Source organism: Kitasatospora sp. NPDC048545 (genome assembly GCF_040651155.1).
GTDB lineage: Bacteria > Actinomycetota > Actinomycetes > Streptomycetales > Streptomycetaceae > Kitasatospora.
This window is the reverse complement of record NZ_JBEZIQ010000093.1, coordinates 1-23,777: the sequence shown is the minus strand read 5'-3', so window position 1 is coordinate 23,777 and position 23,777 is coordinate 1. Positions and strand designations below refer to the sequence as shown.

The 23,777-nt window shown below is 74.6% G+C and carries 25 protein-coding genes; 13 read left to right on the top strand and 12 right to left on the bottom strand.

The window, feature by feature from the left end:
- Positions 1-113: 113 nt before the first annotated feature.
- Positions 114-947: a PIG-L family deacetylase gene (locus tag AB0D10_RS43910; RefSeq protein ID WP_360267960.1), complete on the bottom strand. Its 834-nt coding sequence runs from the start codon at positions 945-947 to the stop codon at positions 114-116.
- A gap of 394 nt (positions 948-1,341) precedes the next feature.
- Here AB0D10_RS43910 and AB0D10_RS43905 point away from each other — a divergent pair, with 394 nt between their 5' ends.
- Together AB0D10_RS43905 and AB0D10_RS43900 are read left to right on the top strand one after the other, a co-directional pair.
- A complete protein-coding gene (locus tag AB0D10_RS43905) occupies positions 1,342-2,217 on the top strand; it encodes a 2-dehydropantoate 2-reductase (protein ID WP_360267957.1) in 876 nt (291 codons plus the stop codon).
- A gap of 418 nt (positions 2,218-2,635) precedes the next feature.
- Positions 2,636-2,815 (top strand): hypothetical protein, encoded by a 180-nt coding sequence (locus AB0D10_RS43900; RefSeq protein WP_360267954.1) that lies wholly within the window; start codon positions 2,636-2,638, stop codon positions 2,813-2,815.
- A gap of 57 nt (positions 2,816-2,872) precedes the next feature.
- Here AB0D10_RS43900 and AB0D10_RS43895 read toward each other — a convergent pair whose 3' ends face one another.
- Positions 2,873-3,541 carry a TetR/AcrR family transcriptional regulator gene (locus tag AB0D10_RS43895; protein ID WP_360267951.1) on the bottom strand — a complete coding sequence of 223 codons (669 nt, stop codon included), beginning with the start codon at positions 3,539-3,541 and terminating at the stop codon, positions 2,873-2,875.
- A 57-nt stretch (positions 3,542-3,598) separates the two neighbouring features.
- Here AB0D10_RS43895 and AB0D10_RS43890 point away from each other — a divergent pair, with 57 nt between their 5' ends.
- The 6 genes from AB0D10_RS43890 to AB0D10_RS43865 all read left to right on the top strand — a co-directional run bounded on the left by AB0D10_RS43890 (position 3,599) and on the right by AB0D10_RS43865 (position 9,561).
- Positions 3,599-5,074, top strand: a complete 1,476-nt coding sequence (locus tag AB0D10_RS43890) for an MFS transporter (protein ID WP_360267948.1) — start codon at positions 3,599-3,601, stop codon at positions 5,072-5,074.
- Complete coding sequence (locus AB0D10_RS43885; RefSeq protein WP_360267945.1) at positions 5,071-5,475, top strand: cupin domain-containing protein; 405 nt, start codon at positions 5,071-5,073, stop codon at positions 5,473-5,475. Before AB0D10_RS43890 ends, AB0D10_RS43885 begins: the two co-directional genes overlap by 4 nt.
- Before the next feature lie 165 nt (positions 5,476-5,640).
- Positions 5,641-6,603 carry an ATP-binding cassette domain-containing protein gene (locus tag AB0D10_RS43880; RefSeq protein ID WP_360267942.1) on the top strand — a complete coding sequence of 321 codons (963 nt, stop codon included), beginning with the start codon at positions 5,641-5,643 and terminating at the stop codon, positions 6,601-6,603.
- A complete protein-coding gene (locus AB0D10_RS43875) occupies positions 6,600-7,451 on the top strand; it encodes an ABC transporter permease (RefSeq protein WP_360267939.1) in 852 nt (283 codons plus the stop codon). Before AB0D10_RS43880 ends, AB0D10_RS43875 begins: the two co-directional genes overlap by 4 nt.
- A gap of 125 nt (positions 7,452-7,576) precedes the next feature.
- Entirely contained in the window at positions 7,577-8,887 is a 1,311-nt protein-coding gene (locus AB0D10_RS43870) for a sensor histidine kinase (RefSeq protein WP_360267936.1), read from the top strand.
- Complete coding sequence (locus tag AB0D10_RS43865; RefSeq protein WP_360267933.1) at positions 8,884-9,561, top strand: response regulator transcription factor; 678 nt, start codon at positions 8,884-8,886, stop codon at positions 9,559-9,561. Before AB0D10_RS43870 ends, AB0D10_RS43865 begins: the two co-directional genes overlap by 4 nt.
- A 4-nt stretch (positions 9,562-9,565) precedes the next feature.
- On the opposite strand, the gene AB0D10_RS43860 is transcribed toward AB0D10_RS43865, so the two are convergent.
- The 3 genes from AB0D10_RS43860 to AB0D10_RS43850 all read right to left on the bottom strand — a co-directional run bounded on the left by AB0D10_RS43860 (position 9,566) and on the right by AB0D10_RS43850 (position 12,168).
- Positions 9,566-10,288, bottom strand: a complete 723-nt coding sequence (locus tag AB0D10_RS43860; protein ID WP_360267930.1) for a phosphatase PAP2 family protein — start codon at positions 10,286-10,288, stop codon at positions 9,566-9,568.
- A 231-nt stretch (positions 10,289-10,519) separates the two neighbouring features.
- A complete protein-coding gene (locus tag AB0D10_RS43855; protein ID WP_360267927.1) occupies positions 10,520-11,947 on the bottom strand; it encodes an NAD(P)/FAD-dependent oxidoreductase in 1,428 nt (475 codons plus the stop codon).
- Positions 11,948-12,039: 92 nt separating this feature from the next.
- On the bottom strand, positions 12,040-12,168 hold the full coding sequence (locus AB0D10_RS43850) for a hypothetical protein (RefSeq protein WP_360267924.1): 129 nt from the start codon (positions 12,166-12,168) through the stop codon (positions 12,040-12,042).
- 629 nt (positions 12,169-12,797) lie between these two features.
- Between AB0D10_RS43850 and AB0D10_RS43845 the strand changes: the two genes are divergently transcribed.
- Positions 12,798-13,637 (top strand): aldolase, encoded by an 840-nt coding sequence (locus tag AB0D10_RS43845; protein WP_360267921.1) that lies wholly within the window; start codon positions 12,798-12,800, stop codon positions 13,635-13,637.
- 1 nt (position 13,638) lies between these two features.
- The gene (locus tag AB0D10_RS43840; protein WP_360267918.1) at positions 13,639-14,535 is read left to right on the top strand and encodes a dihydrodipicolinate synthase family protein; all 897 of its coding nucleotides are present in this window, start codon (positions 13,639-13,641) and stop codon (positions 14,533-14,535) included.
- A gap of 112 nt (positions 14,536-14,647) precedes the next feature.
- On the opposite strand, the gene AB0D10_RS43835 is transcribed toward AB0D10_RS43840, so the two are convergent.
- The 6 genes from AB0D10_RS43835 to AB0D10_RS43810 form a co-directional block, all read right to left on the bottom strand.
- Complete coding sequence (locus AB0D10_RS43835) at positions 14,648-15,223, bottom strand: XRE family transcriptional regulator (RefSeq protein WP_360267915.1); 576 nt, start codon at positions 15,221-15,223, stop codon at positions 14,648-14,650.
- 148 nt (positions 15,224-15,371) lie between these two features.
- Positions 15,372-16,088: a hypothetical protein gene (locus AB0D10_RS43830; RefSeq protein ID WP_360267913.1), complete on the bottom strand. Its 717-nt coding sequence runs from the start codon at positions 16,086-16,088 to the stop codon at positions 15,372-15,374.
- Between the two features lie 158 nt (positions 16,089-16,246).
- Positions 16,247-16,948 (bottom strand): hypothetical protein, encoded by a 702-nt coding sequence (locus tag AB0D10_RS43825; RefSeq protein WP_360267911.1) that lies wholly within the window; start codon positions 16,946-16,948, stop codon positions 16,247-16,249.
- 137 nt (positions 16,949-17,085) lie between these two features.
- The gene (locus AB0D10_RS43820; RefSeq protein WP_360267909.1) at positions 17,086-17,784 is read right to left on the bottom strand and encodes a hypothetical protein; all 699 of its coding nucleotides are present in this window, start codon (positions 17,782-17,784) and stop codon (positions 17,086-17,088) included.
- Between the two features lie 168 nt (positions 17,785-17,952).
- Complete coding sequence (locus AB0D10_RS43815; protein ID WP_360267907.1) at positions 17,953-18,576, bottom strand: hypothetical protein; 624 nt, start codon at positions 18,574-18,576, stop codon at positions 17,953-17,955.
- Between the two features lie 264 nt (positions 18,577-18,840).
- Positions 18,841-19,308 (bottom strand): helix-turn-helix domain-containing protein, encoded by a 468-nt coding sequence (locus tag AB0D10_RS43810; protein ID WP_360267905.1) that lies wholly within the window; start codon positions 19,306-19,308, stop codon positions 18,841-18,843.
- Between AB0D10_RS43810 and AB0D10_RS43805 the strand changes: the two genes are divergently transcribed.
- Both AB0D10_RS43805 and AB0D10_RS43800 read left to right on the top strand, forming a co-directional pair.
- Complete coding sequence (locus tag AB0D10_RS43805; protein WP_360267902.1) at positions 19,307-20,116, top strand: SAM-dependent methyltransferase; 810 nt, start codon at positions 19,307-19,309, stop codon at positions 20,114-20,116. The genes AB0D10_RS43810 and AB0D10_RS43805 overlap by 2 nt on opposite strands.
- Before the next feature lie 363 nt (positions 20,117-20,479).
- The gene (locus AB0D10_RS43800) at positions 20,480-20,701 is read left to right on the top strand and encodes a helix-turn-helix domain-containing protein (RefSeq protein WP_360267963.1); all 222 of its coding nucleotides are present in this window, start codon (positions 20,480-20,482) and stop codon (positions 20,699-20,701) included.
- A 144-nt stretch (positions 20,702-20,845) separates the two neighbouring features.
- On the opposite strand, the gene AB0D10_RS43795 is transcribed toward AB0D10_RS43800, so the two are convergent.
- The gene (locus AB0D10_RS43795; RefSeq protein WP_360267899.1) at positions 20,846-21,520 is read right to left on the bottom strand and encodes a LuxR C-terminal-related transcriptional regulator; all 675 of its coding nucleotides are present in this window, start codon (positions 21,518-21,520) and stop codon (positions 20,846-20,848) included.
- A gap of 168 nt (positions 21,521-21,688) precedes the next feature.
- Between AB0D10_RS43795 and AB0D10_RS43790 the strand changes: the two genes are divergently transcribed.
- A partial coding sequence (locus tag AB0D10_RS43790) for a cytochrome P450 (protein WP_360267896.1) occupies positions 21,689-23,777 on the top strand: 2,089 nt, incomplete at its 3' end.

The window sequence follows — 23,777 nt, the reverse complement described above, 5'->3', positions numbered from 1 at the left end:
GAGCAGACGTCTGCTCTTCCTTTATTGCGCGGGGGCCCGCGTGTTCTGTGGTGTCTTCTCGCGCAGGTGGGCGCGGCCCGGGGGCGCCCCCGGGCCCGGCGGGGTCGCCGAGGTCAGCGCAGTCCGGCGAAGAGGTCGTTCTCGGGCAGGGCCGCGCCGGTGGTGTCCCGGACCCGGAGGAAGGTCTCCACGCCCCACAGGTCGTTGAACCGTTCCTTGCCCATCCGCAGGAAGAAGATGTTCTCGCCCTGGCTGGCGTGCGCGGCCAGGGCGTCGAACTTCTGGTCGCCGAACGCGGTGGTGTCCACCCAGGTGCTGATCTCCTCGTCGGGGAGGCCGATCTCGGGCATCTCGGCGGCCTCCGCCGAGTCCGGCTCCTCCCAGTCCGCGCCGAGCTCGCGCATGACCTCCCCGAACCGCTTCATCATCGTGTGCGGCGCCGTGGTCCAGTACACCTTGGGCGCCGTTTCGGTCAGTTCCAGCGCCGCCATCGTGATGCGGTGCGCCTGGATGTGGTCGGGGTGGCCGTAGAACCCGTTCTCGTCGTAGGTGACGACGACGTCGGGCTGGTACCGGCGCATCAGTTCGGCGAGCCGGGCAGCGCCCTCCTCGACCGGGGTCTGCCAGAAGGAGCCGGGGGCCTCGTTGGTCGCCCAGCCCATCATCCCGGAGTCGGCGTACTCCAGCAGTTCGAGGTGGCTGACCTTCAGGACCTCGCAGCTGGCTTCGAGTTCCTGACGGCGCATCGCGGCGACGGCGGCCGGGTCGTGCCCGGGGTCGCCCGGCTTGACACCTCCCGGTCCGTCGCCGCAGCCGCCGTCGGTACACGTGACGAGGACCGTACGGATGCCCTCCGCCGCGTACCGCGCGAGGACACCTCCTGTTCCGCTGGCCTCGTCGTCGGGGTGGGCGTGCACCGCCATCAGCGTCAACGGCCGGTCAACCATGAAAACCATCCTCCGGTCTGTAAGTGCTCGGTTCGAGTCTGCGGTACGACGGCGAGCAACCGCCCCGCATTATCGGGGTGACCGGTGACAGTCCAGGGGGAGACCCAAGTAATTGCTTGGGTCATCCCGAGGAATCTCCAGGATTGACTTGGGTGTCGGGGGATTCGATCATCGCTGCAGGGCCCGGGCGGCAACCGGCCCGGCCTCGCGGCGGATCCCTCCGCACGGCGAGGTCGCGCGGTGCCGACCCATGACGTGCCGAGAGGAAACCACCGTGTCCGTACCGTCCCTTCCGTCCCTCCCCCCTGCTCCACCCGCCGTGTCCGTTCCGCCCGGCGGGAGCCGTGGTGCTTCCGCCGGGGCGTCCGGTGCCGGCCGCCGCCGGACGGTGGCGGTGCTCGGCCCCGGCGGCGTCGGCGGCCTGCTGGCCGCGATGCTGTCCCGCGCCGGTCACCGGGTGATCTGCCTGGCGGGCGAGCCGACCGTACGCGTCCTCCGACGGGACGGAATCCACGTCCGCAGCGCCCGGTTCGGGGAGTTCACCGCCCCGGTCGAGGCGTGCACCGAACTGCGCGAGCCCGTCGACCTCTGCCTGGTGACCGTCAAGCAGACCGCACTGCCGCAGGCTTGTACCCGGATCACCCCCGACATGGTCGCGGACGGCCTGGTCGTGCCGCTGCTCAACGGCGTCGAGCACGCGGACGGGCTGCGCCGGCGGTTCGGCGCGGAGCGGGTCGTCCCGGGCGTGGTGCGGGTCGAGTCGACCAGGGTCGCCCCCGGGAGGGTCGAGCACGGCAGCCCCTTCGTCGAGATCGACCTGGCCGGGCCGCCGGACCGGCTCGCGGACCTCGCCGGACTGCTGGGGGCCGCCGGCGTCCGGACCGGGGTGATCGAGGACGAGCCGACCGTGCTCTGGGGCAAGCTCGCCTTCCTCGCGCCGTTCGCGCTGCTCACCACCCGGTACGGGCTGCCGATCGGCCCGGTCCGGACCGGGCACCGCGCGGAGCTGACGGCGCTCGTGGCCGAGGCCGCCGCCGTCGGCCGGGCGTGCGGCGCGGCCGTGGACCCGGCGCGCACCCTGGCGCTGTACGACGCCTTCCCGGCGGAGGCGAAGTCGTCGATGCAGCGGGACGCGGAGGCGGGTCGGCCGCTGGAGCTGGACGCGATCGGCGGCGCGTTGCTGCGGTCGGCCGACCGGCACGGGGTGCCCGTGCCGCTGGCTGCCCGGCTGGTGGCGGAGCTGACGGCGCGGGTCGCGGCGGGTTCCTGAGGGGGAGGGGCGTTCCTGTGCGCGGGCCGCCGGCCCGAGTCGCGGTCGGCGCCGCACCGGCGATGGATCACCCCTGGTCAGGAGTGGTAGCGCTCGAAGGCCCCGGGTGGCCGGGCGGACGGGATGTGGAGCTTCCGTTCACGATCGCTGGAGCGCGGTCGCCAGGGCTTCGGCGATGCGATTTTCTGAATGCGGGCCGGGGACCACCGGCGACGGACCGGATCGCGGTCCCGGCTCCGCACCACCGCACCACCGCACCACGCACCACCGCACTTCCCGCAGGCCCGGCCTGCGCTGAACAGCCTTCCAGGACGCGACTCCGCAGGACGTCCTCGCCGACACCGGCCTGCTTCCCACGACGCGCGAGCAGGACGGTCTGGTCTCCGTCCGGCACTCTGCGGCGGAGCTGAAGCAGGCCGTGGACGACGTCGCCTGCAAGCTGTCGACCAATCTGGTCGGCATCTCGTGGGCCGTGCAGTCCGCCTACGACACGCAGTACATCGAGGGCCACGGCCCGGCGCTGGACGACTACCGGCGCACGGTGGAGGACCGGGTCCGGGCGGCGGAGCGGATCCTCCAGGGGTGGGGCAGGACCTGACCCCGGAACCCCACCCGTCGGGCCGCGTGGCCGCCGTGGCCGCCCAGGGCGAATCGTTCAGCCGGCGCCGACCAGCCCGGCGACCAGGGAGCGGAGTCCGTCCTCGTAGGTGTCCGCGGCGGTCAGCGGTTCCCAGCGGCCCGCGGCCTCGGCCAGGCGGGGCAGCTCGGCCGGGTCGAGTCCGGCGAAGACCTGCTCGCGGTAGGTCGGGCGGTCGTCCCCGGTGCGGCGGCGGGTGGCCGTCGCCCGGACGACGATCTCGCCCGCGGTGTAGTACCAGATCGCGCGGTATCCCCGCACGGCCCGTTCGAGCGGCAGTCCGCAGCGGACCAGGCCGTCGACGATCTGCTCGACGAACCACAGGGCGTGGGTGGACATCAGGTCGTCGGCGGTCAGCACCTCGACGATCCACGGGCAGGCGGCGAGCGCCGCGTGGATCGCGGCCGCCGCGGAGACCACCCGCTCGCGGGGTTCGTCCGGCAGGTCGGCGGGCCGCAGGGTCCGGGCGGCGTGGTCGTCCAGCAGCAGGACGAGCAGTTCCTCCTTGTTGCGGACGTGGTGGTAGAGGGCCATCGGCGTGCTGCCGACCTCGGTGGCGAGGCGACGCATGGTCAGTTTCCCGACGCCCTCCTCGGTCACGATCCGGCGGGCCGTGGCGACGACCTCCTCCCGGGAGATCCGGGGGGGCCGGCCGGTGGCCTTGCGCGGTGCGGAGGGCTGCTGCATGCCCCCATCATCCCCCGGGCCTCGACAGCGGCGGTCGCCCGGGGGTAGTTTCCTTACATGTACAAAAACTCACGGGGGCGCCCCGGCGCGGTGCTGGCGGCGGTGACCGTCGCACAGTTCGTCTTCGCCCTGGACATGTCGGTGGTCAACGTCGCCCTGCCCGCGATCCGCACCGCGCTCGGATTCGCACCGCTCGACCTGTCCTGGGTCGTGCACGTCTACGCGCTCACCTTCGGCGGGCTGCTGCTGCTCGGCGGCCGCGCCTGCGACCTGTACGGCCGGCGGCGGCTCCTCGTCGTGGGCCTTGCCGTCTTCGCGCTCTGCTCCCTGGCGGGCGGCGCGGCCCAGGAACCCTGGCAACTCGTCACCGCCCGCGCCGGACAGGGCCTGGGCGCCGCGGCGGCCGCCCCGGCCGCGCTCGCGATGCTCACCACCACCTTCACCGAAGGCCCCCGGCGGGTCCGCGCGCTCGGCGTCTGGAGCGCCGCCAACGCGGCGGGCGGCGCACTGGGCGTCCTCGCGGGCGGACTGCTCACCGAGTACGCGGGCTGGCGCTGGGTCATGCTGGTCAACCTGCCCTTCGTGGCGGGCGCCCTCGCGCTGCTCCCCGCCGCCGGGCCCGCCGACCGGCGACCCGCCCGGCGGGACCGGCCGGACGTGCTCGGCGCCGTCCTCGCGACCGGGGGAGTGGGACTGCTGGTGTTCGGCGTCGTCCGCACCGAGGCCCGGGGCTGGACCTCGCCCGCCACCCTCGGGACGCTGGCCGCCGCCGTCGCACTGCTCGCCGCCTTCGTCGTCACCGAAACCCGCGTTCCCGTACCGCTGTTACGCCTCGGCCTGCTGCGCAGCCGCTGGGTCGCCGGGGCCAACCTGCTGGTGTTCCTGGCCGCCGCCGGGCAGTTCACCGCCTTCTACTTCGTCTCCCTCCACCTGCAACTGGTGCTCGGCCTGGGCGCCGCCGCCACCGGCGCCGCGTTCCTGCCCTTCTCGGCGGGGCTGGTCGCGGGCACCGTCGTCGCGACCCGGATCACCGCGGCCCGCACGCCCCGCGCCGCGCTCGTCCCCGGAGCCCTGCTGGCCGCCACGGGCCTGGCCTGGTTCGCCCGGATCAGTCCCGACGGCGGCTTCCTCACCGACGTCCTCGGCCCGTCCGTGGTCACCAGCATCGGCACCGGACTGGTCCTCGCGCCGGTCGCAGCCGCCGCCACCACCGGGATCGCCCCGCACGAGGCCGGCCTGGCCTCCGGTCTGCTCAACAGCTCGCGCCAGCTCGGCGGCTGCGTGGGACTGGCCGCCCTGGCGACCGTCGCCGCCCACCGCACCGGCGCCGCCACCGACCCCGGCGCGCTCGACGACGGGTACGCCCTCGGGCTCGCGGCCACCGCCGCCCTCTTCGTCCTGGCGGCGGTCGTCGCGGTCCTCGTCCTGCCCCGCCACCGTCCCGCGCCCGGCCCCGCGCTCGGCCCCGCCACCGGGCCCACCACCGCCACCGCCGTCCCGGCGGAGAACCACCTGGAAGGAACGCCCTCATGACCACGACCCCGGTCCTCCCGGTCGACCTGTTCGCCGCGGCCCTGCACATCCACCCCGACGGCGCCGTCCGGGCCACCGAGCGCCGGATGACCGGCGGCGACGCCGGCGCCTGGCAGATCGCCACCTTCCACGTGGAGACCGACGCCGACGTCCACGCCGACCACTGGGAGATGCACCCCGCGGCCGAGGAGGCGGTGTGCTGCCTCACCGGTGGCGTCCGCGTCCACTTCCGCCCCACCGGGCCCGGCGCGGCCGGGGAGACGGTCCGACTCGCGGCCGGCACCGCGGTGGTCGTCCCCCGCGGCCGCTGGCACCGGCTGGAGCTCGACGCCCCCAGCGACCTGATGTCGATCACCCTGCGCACCGGCACCCGACTCGAACGGCGCAGCGACGCCGACTGAACGGAAGCCGCCCGTCGCCCCGGCCGTCGCATGGCCCGGTGGTACCGCGGTACTACGGCCGGGCGGATGTTCGGCCCCCGGTACCACGGTTCCGGCCGCCCCCGCCCCTAGCGTGGAAGGTGAGGGCGGCCGGGACGGACCGGCCCCGGAGCACAGGGATGACCGATGATCGAGGCGCACCAGCTGACGAAGCGGTACGGCGAGAAGACCGCCGTGGACCGGCTGGACTTCATGGTCCGGCCGGGTACGGTGACCGGCTTCCTCGGGCCCAACGGCGCGGGCAAGTCCACCACCATGCGGATGATCGTCGGACTCGACGCCCCCAGCAGCGGCACGGTCCGGGTCAACGGCCGCCGCTACGCCGAGCACGCGGCGCCGCTGCAGGAGGTCGGGGCACTGCTGGAGGCCAAGTCGATCCACCCCGGGCGCTCCGCCTTCAACCACCTGATGGCCCAGGCCCACACCCACGGCATCCCGCGCCGCCGGGTCGACGAGGTCATCGAGCTGACCGGGCTGCAGTCGGTGGCCCGCAAGCGCGCCGGGGCGTTCTCGCTCGGCATGGGCCAGCGGCTCGGCATCGCCTCGGCCCTGCTGGGCGACCCGGCCACCGTGATGCTGGACGAGCCCGTCAACGGCCTCGACCCCGAGGGCGTCCTGTGGATCCGCAACCTGCTGACCGCGCTCGCCGCCGAGGGCCGGACCGTCTTCGTGTCCTCCCACCTGATGAGCGAGATGGCCCTGGTCGCCGACCACCTGATCATCGTCGGACGGGGCCGGCTGCTGGCCGACACCACCGTCCAGGAACTGGTCCGCGAGGCCGGCGGCGACGCGGTCAAGGTCGCCAGCGCCGACCCGGCCGCGCTGCGCTCCGCGCTCGCCGGACCGGGCGTGGAGATCACCGGCCGGGCCGGCTCGGAGGAGCTCCTGGTCACCGGACGCACCGCCCGGGAGATCGGCCTCGCCGCCGCCGACCAGGGCATCGCCCTCTTCGAGCTCACCCCCCGGACGGTGTCCCTGGAGGAGGCGTTCATGGAACTGACCCGCGACGCCGTCGAGTACCACGGCACCACCACCGCCAACGCCGCCGCGGCCACCGCCGGCACCGAGAACCCGAGGAGCGCGGCATGAGCACCGTCGCACCGAGCCCGACCCCGTCCGCGCCCGCCGACCTCCGGCCCGCCCGCCCGCCGTACAAGGTGACCGCGCTGCGGGTGCTGCGCTCCGAATGGGCCAAGCTGTGGTCGCTTCGCTCCACCTGGATCACCCTGGGCCTGGCCCTGCTCTTCCTGTTCGCCTTCGGCCTGATCGCCGCGTCCCAGTTCAAGTCGCGGCTCAGCGAGGGCCGCCCGATGGACCGCGACTTCGCCACCGCGAGCGCGCTGAGCCTGTCCCTGTTCGGCACCAACTTCGCCCAGCTGGCGCTCGGCGTCCTCGGGGTGCTGGTCGCGGCCGGCGAGTACTCGACCGGCATGATCCGCTCCACGCTGGCCGCCGTGCCGCGCCGCCTGCCGGTGCTGTGGTCCAAGGCCCTCGTGTTCGGGGCGATCGCGCTGGTGCTCGGCACCGTCGGGGCGTTCGCCACCTTCCTCGTCGACAGCCGGATCCTCTCCGACACCCGCGCCGCGATGACCCTCTCCGACGCCGGGGTCGCGCGCGGCCTGCTCGGGGCCGGGCTCTACCTCGCCCTGGTCGGCGTGATCGGCGTCGCCCTCGGCGCGCTGCTGCGCTCCGTCGCCGGCGGCATCGCCGTCCTGGTGGCCACCCTGATGCTGATCCCTGGCCTGACCGCGCTGCTGCCCAGCTCCTGGCAGGACCACATCGCCCCCTACCTGCCGAGCCACGCGGGCCAGGCGATGTTCGCCCTCCAGCACGACGCGACCACGCTGTCGCCGACGGCCGGACTGGTCGTCTTCCTCGGCTGGACGGTGCTCGCCCTGGCGGGAGCCGCCCTGCGCCTGCTGCGCACCGACGCCTGAGTCGGGCGGGACACCTGACACACTCGGAGTGCGGCGCCGGAGCAAACCGGCGCCGCACTCCACGTTCGTGAAGCGCACAGACCGATGAGCGTGAAGCGCACAGACCGATGAGGGAGGTCCCACCGGTGAGCGAGTACGCCACCTCCACGGGCCCGTCCACCGGGGCCGAGGTCCTGTCCGGCCCGCTGTTCGCCCGCCTGGCCCGGATCGGCCAGCGGGTGCGGCAGGCGGACCGTGACCACCCCTGGGTGCTGGACGCCGCCGTGGTCGCGGCCGTCGTCCTGCTGTTCTGCCTGCCCGACCTCCTCCCCGGGCACGGCGACGGCGGGCCGCGCGAGCACCGGATCGTCCTGACCCGGCTGCCGCTGCCCGGGACGCTGGCGCTGCAGGCGGGCCTGGTCGTCCCGCTGCTGTGGCGCCGCCGCCGGCCCGCGGCGGCGTTCGTCGCGATCATGGCGGTGTTCGTCCTGCAGTGGTCGATGAACGTCGGCCTGCGCGCTGATGTCGCCCTGCTGGTGGCGCTCTACGGCCTGGCCCTGCACGGCAGGCTGCGGCACCTGGCCTGGTCGTGTGCGGCCATGGTCGGCGCCGTCGCCGTGGTCGCCGCGGCCGTCTCGGACGCCGGGCTGCCTGTCGGCGACGCGCTGTTCTTCCTGTTCAGCGCCGCGACGGCGGCCGTGGCGCTCGGCATCGCGGTCCGCATCCGCCGCGCCCAGCTCGCCGGACTGCGCGAACGCGCGGCCCGCCTGGAGATCGAGCGCGACCAGCGCAGCCGGCTCGCCACGGCCACCGAGCGCACCCGGGTGGCCCGCGAGATGCACGACATCATCGGCCACAACCTGTCCGTCATCGTCACGCTCGCCGACGGCGGGGCGTACGCGGCCCAGGCCGCCCCCGAACGCGGCCGGGAAGCCCTGCTGCTGATCGGCGACACCAGCCGCCAGGCCCTCGGCGAACTGCGCCGCATGCTCGGCGTACTGCGCGACCAGGGCGACGAGACCGCCGAGTTCACGCCGCAGCCGGGCATCGCCGACCTCGACGGGCTGTGCGCCCGCATCCGCGCCGCCGGACCGCAGGTGGTGTACACGGCCGGCGGCGACCTCGACCGCCTCGACCGCGGCATGCAGCTGATGGCCTACCGCATCGTCCAGGAGTCGCTCACCAACACCCTCAAGCACGCCGGCCCCGACACCCGGGCCCACGTCACCCTGACCGCCGGCGCCGACCGGTTGCGGGTCCGCGTCCAGGACAACGGCCCGCCCTTCGGCACCGGCACACCCGCGCACCCGGGCGGCGAGGGCCACGGCCTCGCGGGCATCCGAGAACGCGCGGCCCTGTACGGCGGCTCGGTCACGGCGGGCCCCGGTCCCGGTGCAGGATGGACCGTGGAGGCCGTGCTCGACCTCACCCCCGACCCGACAGGCGGCCCGACGTGACCACCGTCCTCATCGTGGACGACCAGCCGCTCCAGCGCTACGGCTTCCGGATGCTGCTGGAGAGCCAGCCCGACACCGAGGTCGTCGGCGAGGCCGCCCACGGCACCGAGGCCGTCCGGCTCACCGCCGACCTGCGGCCCGACGTCGTCCTGATGGACATCCGGATGCCCGGGATGGACGGCATCGAGGCGACCCGCCGGATCGTCGCCGGCGGCGGCCGCTCCCGCATCCTCGTGCTGACCACCTTCGACCTCGACGAGTACGCCCACGCCGCGCTGCGCGCCGGCGCCAGCGGCTTCCTGCTGAAGGACGCCCGCCCCGAGGAACTGCTCTCCGGGATCCGCTCCGTCGCCGAGGGCGACGCCGTCGTCGCCCCGGCCATCACCCGGCGCCTCCTCGACGCCTACGCCCACCGGCTCCCGGTCCGCCCGGCGGGCGTGGCGCCCGCCGCCGACCCCCGGCTGGAAGCGCTCACCGACCGCGAACGGGAGATCCTGGTCGCCATCGCCCAGGGCTGGACCAACGGCGAGATCGCCCAGCGCCTGGTGCTGGCGGAGTCGACCGTCAAGACGCACGTCAGCCGGGTGCTGGGCAAGATCGGCGCCCGGGACCGCGTCCAGGCGGTGATCTTCGCCTACGACCGCGGACTGACCCGCCCGCAGCCCCCGGTCTGAGCGCTCACCGACCGCCGGGCTCCGGCGCGGCCATCGGCGGCGCGGCCACGGGTGGCGCGGCACGCTGGAGCGGGCGCAGCACCACGGCGCCGACCGCGAGCCACCAGAGGGCGAGGAGCCAGCCGCCGAGGACGTCCAGCGGCCAGTGCACCCCGAGGTACACGCGGCTGAGGCCGATCGCGACGGTGAACAGGACCGCGCCCGCGGTCGCCTCCCGGGCCGCCGCCGGGTGGGCCCGGGCCACGGCCAGTGCGAGCAGACCGGCGCTGAGCGCGGAGGTGAAGGAGTGGCCGGAGGGGAAGGAGAACCCGGACGCGTCCGTCGCCCAGTCCGTCTGTGGCGGCCGGGGCCGGGCGCAGGCGTGCATCACGCCCAGCCGCACCAGCTGGCCCGCGATCAGCCACAGCACCGGGGCGGTCAGCTGCAGGGCGGCGCGGCGCCGGCCCCGCGGCACGGCGGCGGCCCTGAAGGTGACGGCCCCGGCGGTGAGCGCGAGGAGGTAGGGCACCGGGCCCGAGCCGAGCCGGGTGAGCGCGACGGCCGCGCTCCGGGCGGGATACGGCCGGTGGGCGACGCTCCAGTCGACGGCGGCCCGCTCGAAGGGGAACGGCGCCCAGCCACGGGTGGCCAGCAGCACGGCCAGCGCCGTGAACAGCGCCGCGGCGAGGGCCGCGACGAGCGGCCACGGGCCGCCGAGCGGGCGGGCGTTCCCGGCGGAGCGGTCCATCGGCACGGCGCCTTTCGTCGGGGACGGGGGCGGCCGGGGCCTCCGGCCGGGGCAGCCGACCAGAGGGACGGGCCCGGACCCATGCTTGCCGCACGCACCGCCGGGCGCGGCGCAGCCACGCCATGACCGTTCGGTGTCGTGGCCGCCGCGAGCACCGGGGCGGCCGTTCGGCGGAGCGGTCGTTCAGTGCAGCGGCCGTTCGGTGCAGCGGCCGTTCGGTCCAGCGACTGTTCAGCGCAGCGCTGCGATCCCCAGGTGCCGGAGGGCCGACCGCGCCGCGTGCACCCCGCACAGGCCGTGGACGCCGGCGCCGGGCGGGGTGGCGGCGGAGCAGAGATAGACGCCGGGGATGCCGGTGGCGTACGGGTCGAGGGCGGGGCGCGGACGCAGGACGGTCTGCAGGGGGGTGTTGGCGCCGGTGCCGATGTCGCCGCCGACGAGGTTGGGGTTGTGGCGCGGCAGCCGGTGGGTGGGGACGGTGGTCGTGGCCAGGACCCGGTCCCGGAATCCGGGGGCGAAGCGTTCGAGCTGGGTGAGCACGGCCCCGGAGGCGTCCCCGGCGTAGCCGTGCGGCACGTGGGCGTAGGCGTACACGGGGTGGACGTCGCCGTGTGAGCGGCCCGGGTCGGCGAGGTACTGCTGGGCCACCAGCACGAAGGGGCGTGCGGGCATCCGGCCGCGGGCGGTCTCCCGTTCGGCGTGGGCGACCTCCTCCAGGGTGCCGCCGAGGTGGACGGTCCCGGCCCGGCGGCAGTCCGGGTGCTGCCACGGGACGCCGTCCGCCACCGCGAAGTCCATCCGGAAGGCGGCCGGCCCGTAGCGCCACCGCCGGTACGCGCGCCGTACCCGCGGGGGCAGCCGGTCACCGCAGAGGTCGGCCGCCGCGCCGGGGGCGACGTCCAGCAGGACGAGCGCGCCCGGTGGCAGACCGGAGAGCGAGCGCACCGGGTGCCCGGTCTCGACGCGCCCGCCGAGTTCGGCGAGCCGCGCCGCGAGGGCGGCGGTGATCCGGCCGGAGCCGCCGCGCGCGACCGGCCAGCCGCGGTGGTGCGCGGCGGCGAGCAGCAGCAGGCCGACGGCGGAGGTCAGCGGCCGGTGGAGCGGCTGGAAGGCGTGCGCGGCGGCCCCGGCGAACAGGGCCCTGGCCCGGTCGGTGCGCCAGCGCCGGGCGAGCCGGGTGGCGGGCCGGACGGCCAGGCGGCCGAAGTCGGCGAGCAGCAGTGGGTGCCGCGGCGCCCGCAGGAGCGGGCGCAGCACGTCCCCGGCCAGGTCGTCGAAGCGGCTGCTCGGCCGGGCGAACACCCGCAGCCAGGCGTCGGAGTCGGGCCCCAGGGCGCGTGCGCTGTCGCGGAGCGGGCGCCCGGCGGCGGCCCCGTCCCCGCCGTCCAGCGGGTGGGCCAGGTCGACGTCGGGCCAGAGCCATTCCAGGCCGTGCCGGGCGAGGTCGGGGGAGCGCAGCAGGGGGGAGGCCACGCCGAAGGGGTGCACCGCCGAGCAGTGGTCGTGCAGCAGGCCGGGCAGGGTGGTCTCGCCGCTGCGGGCGCCGCCGCCGATCTCCTCGGCGGCTTCCAGCACGGTGACCGCCAGCCCGTGCTCGGCGAGCGTGACGGCGGCGGCCAGGCCGTTGGGCCCGGAGCCGACGACGACGGCATCGGTCATGTGCTGCCTCCCAGGGGTGTCCGACCAGGGGGATCCGACCAGGGGGATCCGGGCCGGGGCGGTCCGGGCGGGACCGGGCCCGGCCGCGGGGCTCAACGCGGTGCCTCCCCGGCGGGCCGCCGGACGGCGAGCAGCGCCGCGGGCACCAGCCAGGAGCGGTGGCCGTGCCGGACCGGCAGTGGCAGGTGCGACCGCTGCGTCTCCAGGGAAACCACCCGCAACCGTTCCTCCTCGGCCCGATGTTCCCCGGGGCCTCGCGCGGGCCGCGGCGGCCATGGACGCCGGCCCTGGTCTCCACCCCCGCGCCGGGCGCGAAGCCGTGGGGCGGAGCCGTCGCGCCCCACGTTAGGGGACCGGTCCGGCACCGGAGGAGCCGTACCGGCGCCGCGCCCCCGTCGTCGCACGATCGGACCAGTCGCCTCCGCTCCCGGGCCGTCACCTGCGCGGATCCGCGGCCGACCGCTCCCCGCCCGGGGGTCAGGGCGGCAACTGTGCTGAAGTACGGGGGATTCGGTGTCGTCGACCGGGTGTCCTGGCGATCCGGACTGCTGCGTCAACTCCACTACGGGGCAGTGATTCTGACGAACCGTCGGATCCTGTCCGGCCGATCCGGAGCGGCTCGTCCGCGACGTCGTCGCCACCATCGCCACCATCGCCGAGTTCGGCGACCCCGCCGAGGGCTCCGCACTGCTGCCCGGCCGCCCCGCCGTCCTGCTGTTGTGCCAGGACCGGTGTCGACGGTCGACGAAGGACACATTGTGTCCTATGGTGAACATTGTGTCCTCGCCGAGGCGCGCCGTCGGGCGCCTCGCGGGGCCGGCACCCCCGGGAAGTGAAGGAGAACCACGGCATGGCCGACACGTTCGAGGCGGGCAAGTCCGAACTGGTGGAACTCGCCCACCGCCGGATGCGGTCCGCGATCCCCGACAGCGGCTGGACGGTGCGCCAGAAGCTCGCCCTGACCTGCCGCATCCTGTTCGACGCCGGACACGACTCCGGTCTGGCCGGGCAGATCACCGCCCGCGCCGAACGCCCCGGCACCTACTACACCCAGCGTCTGGGACTCGGCTTCGACGAGATCACCGAATCCAACCTGCTGCTGGTGGACGAGAACCTCGACGTCCTGGAGGGCGACGGGATGGCCAACCCGGCCAACCGCTTCCACAGCTGGGTCTACCGGGCCCGACCGGACGTCAACTGCATCATCCACACCCACCCGCTGCACATCTCCGCGCTGTCGATGCTGGAGACCCCGCTGGTCGTCTCGCACATGGACACCTGCCCGCTGTACGACGACTGCGCGTTCCTGGAGAACTGGCCCGGCATCCCGGTCGGCAACGAGGAGGGCGAGACCATCGCCGCCGCCCTCGGCGACAAGCGCGCGCTCCTGCTGGCGCACCACGGCCAGCTGGTCGCCACCGGGACGGTCGAGGAGGCCTGCACCCTGGCCCTGCTCTTCGAACGGGCCGCCCGGCTCCAGCTGTTGGCGAGCGCCGCCGGGAAGATCCGGGAGATCCCCGGACTGCTCGCGCAGGAGGCCCACGACTGGATCTCCACCCCCAAGCGCGGCCAGGCGACCTTCGCCTACTACGCCCGCCGGGCCCTGCGGGCGGGGCACGGCGACGCCGTGGACCGCGCGCCCGGCCTCCAGGGCCCGACCACCCCCGCCCCAGCCCGGAAGGACTCCTGAGATGCCCGTGACCGCCCTCGAAGGGATCATCGCCTACCCGGTGACCCCGTTCTCCCGCACCGACGGCAGCCCCGACCTCGGGCGGCTCGCCGAGCTGATCGACCGGTTGATCGCCTCCGGGTGCCACGCGATCGCCCCGCTCGGGTCCACCGGGGAGAGCGCCTACCTCGACGACCGGGAGTGGTTCGACGTCACCGAGGCCGCGGTCTCCGCCGTGGCCGGCCGGGTGCCTGCCGTCGTCGGCATCGCCGACCTCACCACCCGCAGCGCCGTCCGTCGGGCCAGGTACGCCGAACACGTCGGCGCGGACGTGGTGATGGTGCTGCCGCTGTCCTACTGGAGGCTGGACGAGCGGGAGATCACCCGGCACTACGAGGAGGTCGCCGGCGCGATCGGCATCCCGCTGATGGTCTACAACAACCCGGCCACCGCCGGGGTGGACCTCCCGGCGGAGCTGCTGCACCGACTGGTCGACCGGGTCGAGAACATCACCATGGTCAAGGAGAGCAGCGGCGACATCCAGCGGATGCACCGGCTCGCCCAACTCTCCGACGGTGCACTGCCGTTCTACAACGGCTCCAACCCGCTGGCGCTGGAGGCCTTCGCGGCCGGCGCGGCCGGCTGGTGCACGGCGGCGCCCTGCGTGGTCCCGGAGCTCACCCTGGAGCTGTACCGGGCGGTGCGTTCCGGCGACCTGGACGCGGCCCGCCAGGTGTTCTACCGGCAGCTGCCCGTGCTGCAGTTCCTGCTCGGCGGCGGCCTGCCGACCACCGTCAAGGCGGGCCTGGCCCTGCGCGGCCTGGACGTCGGGGAGCCCCGGCACCCGCTGCTGCCGCTGGACGAGGAGCGGACGAAGCAACTGGCCGGACTGCTCGCCGAGGCGGGCGCGGACCGCTGACCCGGTGAGCGCGTGCCCCCCGTGACCCGGTGAGCGCGTGCCCCCCGTGACCCGGTGGGCCCGTGACGCCGTGGACCCCTGACGCCTGTGGGCCCCGCGGTCCCGTCGTGCGTCAGGGCAGGGTGGGGACCCGCTCCGAGGGGCCGGCCGGGTCGTCGTGGATGACCACGAGGATCTCGGCCGGCTCCGCGCCGGTGCTCCGGCAGCGGTGCGGCAGCGCCGAGTTGAAGTACACGCTGTCCCCGGGGCCGAGCCGCACCGTCCGCTCGGGGAACTCCAGCTCCGCCGTGCCCGCATGGACGAACAGGAACTCCTCGCCCGCGTGGGACTTGTAGGCCGATCCGGTCGCGTCGGTCGGCGGGTACATCACGAACGGCACCATCCGCTTGCCGCTGAGGCCGGTCGCGATGCCCTCGTAGTGCGGGGTGCCGGGGCCGGCCCCGTCGGCGATCGGGGTGCGCTCGCCGGCCCGGACGACGGTGACGAGTTCGGGCTCCACCTCGTCCGAGAACAGCCGGCCGACATCGACGTTGAGGGCGTGGGCCAGTTTGAGCGCGGTCGAGATCGACGGGTCGCTGAGGCCGCGCTCGACCTTGGAGAGGTAGCTCTTGGTGACGCCCACCTGTTCGGCGAGCGCCTCCAGGCTGAGCCGGTTCTGCTTCCGCAGCACCCGCAGTCTGCCGCTCATCCGTCACCCCTCACCCGCGGAATCGTCCGGTCCAGTATCCCACCGCTGATCCGCGGGCCGTCGGCGCGGTCGGTCCGGTGCACGGTCGGTCCGGTGCCCGGGGCGGCGGAGGCCGGGCCCGTCCGCGGTGCCCCGGGCACCGGGCGCCTCAGTCGTCGGCGGCCGCGGTGTACGACGTGGTGAAGGCGGTCATCGCCAGCCAGCCGAGGGCGGGAACGCCCACGGCGATGACGAAGGGCACGGGGCCGGACAGCAGGGCGGAGGCGCCGAAGAACGCGAACACGGCGGTCCAGATCGAAGCCGTGGCCGAGGCGACGGCGGAGGCCGCCACGGCGTTCCGGCGCGGCCGGGCCAGGCCGCAGGCGGTCAGGGCGGATCCCAGGCCGGCCAGCAGGGCCACTCCGAGGAGGGCCGGCCAGGGCCGGCTCCGGTTCTCGGCGCTGTGCCCGTGGTAGGAGACCTCGGCCACCCGGCCCCGCCAGAGCGCCAGTTGCACGTCCGTGCCGACCGCCACGTCGTCGTAGAACGCCTCGCCGACGGAGTACGTGGCGGTGGCCGCGGACTCCCGGGACACCGTCAGCTCCCAGATGGTGGAGTCGTTGCTCTCGCGGGCGTTCTTGGACCGCACCTTCCCGCTCTCGTGGCGCAGGCAGTCCGCGCCGGGTGCGGCGGCCGCCGTGCCGCAGGTCGGCGCGGTGAGGTGGGCGTTCACCTCCTGGTCGGTGTCCACGTACCACCGGAAGCAGAGGGCGGTGACGGCCAGGCCCAGCGCCACGAGCAGGCCGTGGGCCAGCCACCGGCCGACCGGCCCGGTGGCCCACCCGGTTCCGCCGTACCGCCCCTCGTCCTCGATCCGCTTCTTCATCGCACCCCCGTCGATCGTGTTCCCGGCGCACCTCCCCGGTGCCCCGTGCGCCCGGGATGATTCCAGCACGGGCGGCCGACGGTCGAGCAACCCAGTTCGGCCGTAACGCAGTTGTGAAGGTCCGGTTCGGGGCGGACCGGCCCCGGACCGGGAAGGGGTCAGATCTCGTGCGCGATCGAGGTGCCGATGACGACCACGAACAGCCAGCCGAGAACGGGGACGCCCAGGGTGATGATCATGGGCCACTGGGCGGCGAAGAGCATGACGCTGCCGAGGAAGGCGGAGACGGCGATCACGAAGCCGGCCGCCGGCGCCACCGCCGCCGCCCCCAGACGGGGCCAGGCCAGCCCGTGGACGAGCACGGCCGACGCCGCGCCGATCAGGCCGGCGAGCTTGAGGGCGGCGAGGGCGGGGATGTCGCGCGTCGGGGCGCGGTGCCCGTGCCAGGAGACCTCGACCACGCGGCCGTTCCAGATCGTGAGGTCCACGGTGGTGCCGACGCTGGCGTCGTCGTAGAAGGCCTCGCCGACGGAGAAGGAGCCGGTGGGCGCCGTCTCCCGGGCGACGCTCAGGTTGTAGAAGATGGAGTCGTCGCTGGTGGAGGTGGACCGCGCGGTCACCCTCCCGGTCTCGCGGAGCACGCAGGGCGCGCCCGGTGCGGCGGCGGCCGTGCCGCACTGCGGTGCGGAGCGGTAGGCGTCCACCGCGTGGAAGGTGTCCAGGAACCAGCCGAACCCGGCGACGACGGTGGACAGGCCCGCCACCACGAGCAGGATCCGCGCCAGGGCGCGGGCGACGACCCTTCCGGTGACCCGGGGCCGGCGGCCGGGTGGTTTCGCGTCCTCGATCCGCGCGTTCATCGCAACCCCCTCGATCGCGGTCCGGGCACCTCCCCGGTGCCCACCGGGGATGATTCCAGGGAGCCGGTCCGTGCCGGGAGTGATCAGGCCCACTTGTGACGCAGTTGTGCAACTCGGGCCGGTGGGCGCTCGGTGCGTCAGCCGTTGCGGGCGGCGGCCGTGCTCCCGGCGGTCAGGGCCAGCCAGGCGAGGGCGGGGACGACCAGGGTGACGGCGAGCGGCAGTTGCGTCGACACGAGGACGAGGCTGCCGAAGAACGACAGGAAGGTGATGAAGGCGGCGATGCCGACGGGCGTCGCCTCCGTGGCGGGACGCGCGCGGGTCAGGCCGTAGGCGGTGAGGGCCGATCCCAGGCCGACCAGGAGGGCGATCTCGGTGGAGGCCAGCCAGGGCGTGCTCGGGTTCCGGGCGCGGTGACCCCGGTAGGAGACCTCGGCGACCCGGCCCCGGAAGACCGTGACGTCCACGTCCGTGCCGACCTCCACGTCGTCGTAGAAGGCCTTGCCGACGGGGTACTCGTGTTCGCCCGCCGTTTCCCGGGCCACGGTCAGCCAGTGGCTGGGGGCGTCGTTGCTGTTGTCGACGCGACCCGCCGTCACCTTGCCGGTCTCGTGCCGCAGGCAGTCCGCACCCGGTGCCGCCGCTGCCGTTCCGCACGTCGGGGCGTGCCGGGGGGCGCCCACCCCGTCGTACGCGTCGACGTACCGGGTGAAGCCGAGGACGGTGACGGCCAGCCCCGTGAGGAGGAGCAGGCCCCGCGCCAGCCCGTGGAGGACCGGGGCGCCGGCCCGCCGGAGTCGACCGACCGGTTTCGCGTCCTCGATCCGCGCGTTCATTGCAACCCCCTCGATCGCGGCCCGGGCACCTCCCCGGTGCCCAGCAGGAATGATTCCAGGGAGGTGGCCGCCGATGGGAGCAACTCGGCTTTCTTGTCACCCAGTTGTGGAACTCCGGCTGGGGCTGGGGCTGGGGGCCGGAGCCGGGGCCTCGGGCGGGGCCGGGCGTCAGTCGTCCGTGACGGCGATCAGCGTGGTGATGGCGGTCGCGCCCAGCCAGCCGAGGAGGGGGATGCCGAGGGAGACGACGAACGGCCCCTGCGACGACAGGACGGCGAAGCCGCCGAGGGCGGACAGGAAGGCGACCCAGCCGGCGCCGGAGAGGATGACTCGCCGGGCGTTCCGGCGCGGCCCGGACGCGCTGCGGACGGTCAGGGCCGAGCCTGCGGCGACCAGGAGCGCGACCTTGACGCTGGTCTGCCAGGGCCGGATCGGGTTCGCCGCGCGGTGACCCCGGTAGGAGACCTCGGCGACCCGGCCCCGGAAGACCGTCAGGTCCACGTCCGTGCCGATCTCCACGGCCTCGTAGAAGGCCTTGCCGACCTCGTACCTGTCGGTGGGCGCGGACTCGCGCGCGATCCGCAGTTCGCGGGCGTCCTCGTCGAGGGCCCTCGCCGCCGTCACCCTGCCGGTCTCGTGCCGCACGCAGTCCGTGCCCGGTGCGGCGGCCGCCGTGGCGCACACCGGGGCGTCCCGGTAGGCGACCGTCCGGTCGTAGGTGTCGACGAACCAGGCGAAGCCGAGGGCGGTGACGGCCAGCCCCGCCAGGAGGAGTACTCCCCGCGCGAGCACGCGGACACCCGCTCCGGTGTCCGGCCGGGATCCGCCGGGTGCCCCCGGGGCCCTCATCCACGTCTCCATCGCAACCCCCACGATCGCGTCCCCGGGCATCTCCCCGAGGCCCCGCGGGGATGATCCCAGGACGCGGGCGGGTGGGGGAGGGGCCCGGCCCGCTTGTGACGCGCTTGTGGAAGTTCTGCCGGGTGGACCGGCGGACCGGCGGGCCGGTGGACCGGTGCGGCGACGGGTCGGTGCGGCGACGGGCCGGTCCGCCGGTCAGGGCAGCAGGAGGACGGCGAGTTCGTCGAGCAGTTCGGTGACCCGGCGGGCCTGTTCCGGGTCCGGGACGGCCTTCGCGATGACCGGCTCCGCAGGCCGGGCGACGTGGGTGCGCACGGCGGTGCGGGCGCGCTCGGAGACGGTCAGCAGGGTGCGCCGTCCGTCGGCCGGGTCGGCGGTGGCGTCGAGCAGGCCGGCCTCGCGCAGCCGGGCGACGGAGCCGGAGACGTGGCTCTGGGCGAAGCCGGTGCGGACCCGGATCTCCTGGACGGAGGTGGCGGGGTGGCGGTACACGTCGGCGATCACGGCGATCTCCGCGGCGGTGAGGTGCGCGGACGCCGGGTCGGTGATCATCGCGCGGCCGAGTTCGGTCAAGCGCTTGCCGAGTCTGAGGAGTTGCACGCCGTCCATGGCGGCAGAATACATCTTCACCGATGGATCGGTAGCGATGTAGATTGCGGACATGACGACCACCGAACCGCTCAGCCCGGTGTCCCGCACCGCCCTGTCCGTCGCCCTGGTGCGGGCCTACGAGAGCTCCCGCCCCGACCCGCTCTTCGTCGACCCGTACGCCACCGCCTTCGTCACGGCCGCCGAGGTCCCGCTGCCCGCCACCGGCCCGGCCGGCGGCTTCGCCAAGGCCTTGGCCGCACAGGGCGTCCTGCGTACCCGCTTCTACGACGACCGCCTCCTCGCCGCCGGGGCCGACCAGGTCGTGCTGCTCGCGGCGGGCCTCGACACCCGCGCCTACCGGCTGGAGTGGCCCGCCGGCACCCGGGTGTTCGAGCTCGACCTGGGCCCGGTCCTGGACTTCAAGGAGCAGGTCCTCGACGGACTCGGCGCCGTGCCGAGGAGCGGCCGCACCACCCTGCCCGCCGACCTGCTGGACCGGGACTGGCCCGCCCGCCTGGTCGCGGCCGGCTTCGACCCGTCGCGGCGCTCGGCCTGGCTGGCCGAGGGCCTGCTGGTCTACCTCACGCCCGAGGAGGCCGCCGGACTGCTCACGGCCGTCGCCGCTCTGGCCGCCCCCGGCAGCCGGCTGCTGCTGGAGAAGGGCCGGGACGTCGGCACCACCCCGCACGACCCGGCGGTCGCCCACATCACCGACCTGTGGCGCGGCGGGCTCGGCCCAGACACCCACGAGTGGCTCGACCGGCACGGCTGGAGCACCGGGATCACCCTCCTGGAGCACCTGGCGGAGACGTACGGCCGGCCGCTGTCGCGCTCCTCCGTCGCGGGGTTCATCGAGGCCGTCCGGCAGCCGGAGGACTGAGCACTCCCGTCGGGCCCGCCCGTCGCTCCCCGTTCCCTGCCCGCCACTCCGGCCCCGCCCGCCGGTCCCCGACCGCCGGTCCCCGACCGCCGAGGGGCCGGGGTCGGCGGTCCCGGCCGACGCGGCGTCATGTCCATGCGCTGGTCGATCACCCGGTCCGGCCGCCCCGGGATGGTGCGGGCGACCACTCGTTCCGCCCGGTGGCGCGTTGCTTCAATCGCCGTGTCGATCAATCGAGCAGTCGAGGACGGTGGCGGAACGTGGACCTGAACACGGTGGTGGAACTGCGCGACGCGCGGCAGCGCGGGACCTGGCGCCCGGGAGACGCGTGGCTCGGCGGCGGGACGTACGGTCCTCGCGCCGCTGATCGAGCACGACCGGGCCGACACCGTCTCCCTGCTGGACACCCTGGACGCCTTCCTCCGGCACAGCGCCTCCTGGTCCAGGACGGCCGAGGCGCTGCACCTGCACGTCAACACGGTGCACTACCGGATCAAGCGGATCGAGGAGCTCACCGGCCGCAGCCTGCTGAAGCTGGAGGACCGGCTCGACCTGTGGGCGGCGCTGCGCTGCACGCCCGCCTGAAGCGGCCGCGACGCGGCCGGGCGACACGGAGACGAAGAAGCCGTCCTCCGGGGGCAGGCTGCCCACGGGTGCCGGGGCCGAAGCATGCCGTCACCTGACCGCGTGGTCCGGATTCGCTTCGGTGTCAACGTGTTTGACGCTCCATCAGCCATTCGGGGGTGCCGGCGGCCAGCTGCCTGCGGCCAGGACGCCGGTGGCGTAGGCGCGGGCGACCAGGGCGGTGCGGTTGGGCACCCGCCAGCGCCGGGAGAGCCGGGCGAGGTGGTAGTTGACGCCGTCCGGGGTGATCCCGATCTCCCGGGCGATCTGCGCCGTGGTGGCGCCCCGGGCCGCGGCGGCGAGGATCCGGACCTCGACCGGGCTGACCTCGGTGCGCGGGCCGGGCTCCGGCACCTCCCGGGGGGCCTCGACGGTGCGCAGCGAGAGCAGCAGGTTCGGGGTCTGCTCCGGGGTGTCGCTGACCAGGTCGACGGTCATCTCGCCGTGCCGTTCGCGACCGTCGACGGGCGTCCAGGAGACCCGGGCCGGGTACTGCGAGCGGCGGTGCATCCGGACCGCCTCGGCGAGCGCCTGCAGGGTGTCGCTGTCCCGCAGGGTGAAGAACTCCAGGATCTTCCGGTTGCGCAGTTGACCCGGCAGCAGCCCGAACTCGGCCGCCATCGCGCGGTTGACGATCAGGGTCCGGCCGCCGAACTCGACCACCGCGATCGGCAGCGGCACGTGGTCCAGCAGGCGCAGTGCCCGGTTGCGCCAGATCACCGCCGCGTCCTGCCGGCTGCCCGGCGCCGGGCCGCAGCCCTCGGTCGGTCGCACGTCCATTCGTCCCTCCCCGTGGCACCCGCACGCGTGAGGCAGTGCTGACGGTTCGTCGGCAAGTCCGCGGATGTCCCGGGTACTACACAATCATGTAGTGATCACGGTGGGCTCCCCCTCCCGGTAGCCGCAGAGTGGGGGGAGCCGAACTTTTCCGCTGCGGGAGGGACCACCATGACCGACACCGTCACCGACCCGAGGGCCGATGCCGGGACCGCGGGAGCGGCCGCGACCGTGCCCCTGATCGACATCTCCTCGGCGCCGCCGCTCGCCGCCCCGATGCTGCGGACCATGGAACTGGCCAGAGCGCACGGCCCGGCCTTCGTCCAGCGGCTGCACGGCCGGGACACGCTGATCGTCACCGGCCTGGAGCTGGTCGATGAGCTGGCCGACGAGACCCGGTTCACCAAGTCGATCGGCCCCGGCCTGGAGAACGTCCGTCGGTTCACCGGCGACGGCCTGTTCACCGCCTACAACGAGGAGCCCAACTGGGCCCGGGCGCACGATATCTTGATGCCCGCGTTCGCGCTCGGCTCGATGCGCACCTACCACCCGGTGATGCTGAAGGTCGCCCGCCGGCTGGTGGACTCCTGGGACCGCCGTGAGCGCGCCGGGCTGCCGGTGGACGTGCCCGGCGACATGACCCGGATGACGCTGGACACCATCGGGCTGGCCGGGTTCGGCTTCGACTTCGGCTCCTTCGAGCGGGACGAGCCGCACCCCTTCGTGGACGCCATGGTGCGCTGCCTGGAATGGGCGATGATCAAGTTCACCCGTGACCCGGACCTCGACCACACCGAGCGCGACGCCGCCTTTCAGGCCGACGCCGACTACCTGGCCGCCGTGGTCGACGAGGTGATCGCCGCCCGCGCGGGCGAGGATGACCGGGGCCCCGCCGAGGACCTGCTCGGTCTGATGCTCGACGCGGTGCGCCCCTCCGACGGCTCCCGGTTGGACGCCGAGAACATCCGCAACCAGGTCATCACCTTCCTGATCGCCGGCCACGAGACCACCTCGGGCGCGCTGTCCTTCGCGATGTACTACCTGGTCAAGAACCCGGCCGTGCTGCGCGAGGTGCAGCGGGAAGTGGACGCGCTCTGGGGCGACCAGGCCGACCCTGAGCCCTCGTACGAGGACGTCGGGCGGCTGAAGTACACCCGGCAGGTGCTCAACGAGGCGCTGCGGCTGTGGCCCACCGCCCCCGCCTTCAGCCGCGAGGCCCGCGAGGACACCCTCCTCGGCGGGCGGATCCCGCTGCGCGCCGGGGAGACGGTCTTCGTGTCGACCCCGATGCTGCACCGCGACCCCTGCTGGGGCGACAACCCGGAGCTGTTCGACCCGGCCCGGTTCGACCCGGACGTCGAGGCGGCCCGCTCCCCGCACGCCTTCAAGCCCTTCGGCACCGGCGAACGCGCCTGCATCGGGCGGCAGTTCGCGCTGCACGAGGCTGCCATGCTGCTCGGCATGCTGGTCCACCGCTACCGGCTGATCGACCACGTCGACTACCGGCTGACCATCAAGCAGACGCTCACCATCAAGCCCGACGACTTCACCCTCGGACTGGCCCGGCGCACGCCCGCCCCGGCGGCGGCCCAGCCGGTGACCGGCCCGGCGGCGCGGGCCGGGTCCGCCGCCGAGCGCCCCGGCCGGGTCCGCCAGGGCACCGGCCTGCTGTTCCTGCACGGCTCCAACTACGGTGCCTGCCGGGAGTTCAGCCGGCAGCTCGCCGAGGCCGCGGCCGACCTCGGCTGCGACACCGCCCTCGCCCCGCTGGACGCCTACGCGGACGGCCTGCCCACCGACCGGCCCGTGGTGATCACCGCCGCCTCCTACAACGGACAGCCGACCGACGACGCCGCCGTGTTCGTCCGCCGGCTCCAGGAGGCGCCCGACGGCGCGGCGGCCGGGGTGACGTACGCCGTGCTCGGCATCGGCGACCGCACCTACGCCGCCACCTACCAGCGCGTCCCCGCGCTGATCGACGACCGGCTCGCCGCCCTCGGCGGCACCCGGCTGTTCCCCCGCGCCGAGGCCGACGCCTCCGGCGACCTGGCCGGCACCGTGGGACAGTTCACCGAGGCGCTGCGGGCCGCCCTGCTGGAACGCCACGGGGACGCCGACGCCGCCCCTGCCGCCCCCGCCGCCCAGCCGGAGCCGGAGGCCGCGTACACGGTGACCGAGGTGACCGGCGGCCCGCTGGCCGCCCTGGCCGCCCGGCACGACATGGCCGAGCTGACCGTCACCGCCGTCGACGGCCTGACCG

What these genes read in the sequence shown, in the direction of transcription:
- AB0D10_RS43910 (WP_360267960.1), bottom strand. Translation starts at nt 947, where the DNA reads ATGGTTGACCGGCCGTTGACGCTGATGGCGGTGCACGCCCACCCCGAC.
- AB0D10_RS43895 (WP_360267951.1), bottom strand. Translation starts at nt 3,541, where the DNA reads ATGCAGCAGCCCTCCGCACCGCGCAAGGCCACCGGCCGGCCCCCCCGG.
- AB0D10_RS43890 (WP_360267948.1), top strand. Translation starts at nt 3,599, where the DNA reads ATGTACAAAAACTCACGGGGGCGCCCCGGCGCGGTGCTGGCGGCGGTG.
- AB0D10_RS43885 (WP_360267945.1), top strand. Translation starts at nt 5,071, where the DNA reads ATGACCACGACCCCGGTCCTCCCGGTCGACCTGTTCGCCGCGGCCCTG.
- AB0D10_RS43880 (WP_360267942.1), top strand. Translation starts at nt 5,641, where the DNA reads ATGATCGAGGCGCACCAGCTGACGAAGCGGTACGGCGAGAAGACCGCC.
- AB0D10_RS43875 (WP_360267939.1), top strand. Translation starts at nt 6,600, where the DNA reads ATGAGCACCGTCGCACCGAGCCCGACCCCGTCCGCGCCCGCCGACCTC.
- AB0D10_RS43860 (WP_360267930.1), bottom strand. Translation starts at nt 10,288, where the DNA reads ATGGACCGCTCCGCCGGGAACGCCCGCCCGCTCGGCGGCCCGTGGCCG.
- AB0D10_RS43855 (WP_360267927.1), bottom strand. Translation starts at nt 11,947, where the DNA reads ATGACCGATGCCGTCGTCGTCGGCTCCGGGCCCAACGGCCTGGCCGCC.
- AB0D10_RS43845 (WP_360267921.1), top strand. Translation starts at nt 12,798, where the DNA reads ATGGCCGACACGTTCGAGGCGGGCAAGTCCGAACTGGTGGAACTCGCC.
- AB0D10_RS43840 (WP_360267918.1), top strand. Translation starts at nt 13,639, where the DNA reads ATGCCCGTGACCGCCCTCGAAGGGATCATCGCCTACCCGGTGACCCCG.
- AB0D10_RS43835 (WP_360267915.1), bottom strand. Translation starts at nt 15,223, where the DNA reads ATGAGCGGCAGACTGCGGGTGCTGCGGAAGCAGAACCGGCTCAGCCTG.
- AB0D10_RS43830 (WP_360267913.1), bottom strand. Translation starts at nt 16,088, where the DNA reads ATGAAGAAGCGGATCGAGGACGAGGGGCGGTACGGCGGAACCGGGTGG.
- AB0D10_RS43825 (WP_360267911.1), bottom strand. Translation starts at nt 16,948, where the DNA reads ATGAACGCGCGGATCGAGGACGCGAAACCACCCGGCCGCCGGCCCCGG.
- AB0D10_RS43820 (WP_360267909.1), bottom strand. Translation starts at nt 17,784, where the DNA reads ATGAACGCGCGGATCGAGGACGCGAAACCGGTCGGTCGACTCCGGCGG.
- AB0D10_RS43805 (WP_360267902.1), top strand. Translation starts at nt 19,307, where the DNA reads ATGACGACCACCGAACCGCTCAGCCCGGTGTCCCGCACCGCCCTGTCC.
- AB0D10_RS43810 (WP_360267905.1), bottom strand. Translation starts at nt 19,308, where the DNA reads ATGTCCGCAATCTACATCGCTACCGATCCATCGGTGAAGATGTATTCT.
- AB0D10_RS43795 (WP_360267899.1), bottom strand. Translation starts at nt 21,520, where the DNA reads ATGGACGTGCGACCGACCGAGGGCTGCGGCCCGGCGCCGGGCAGCCGG.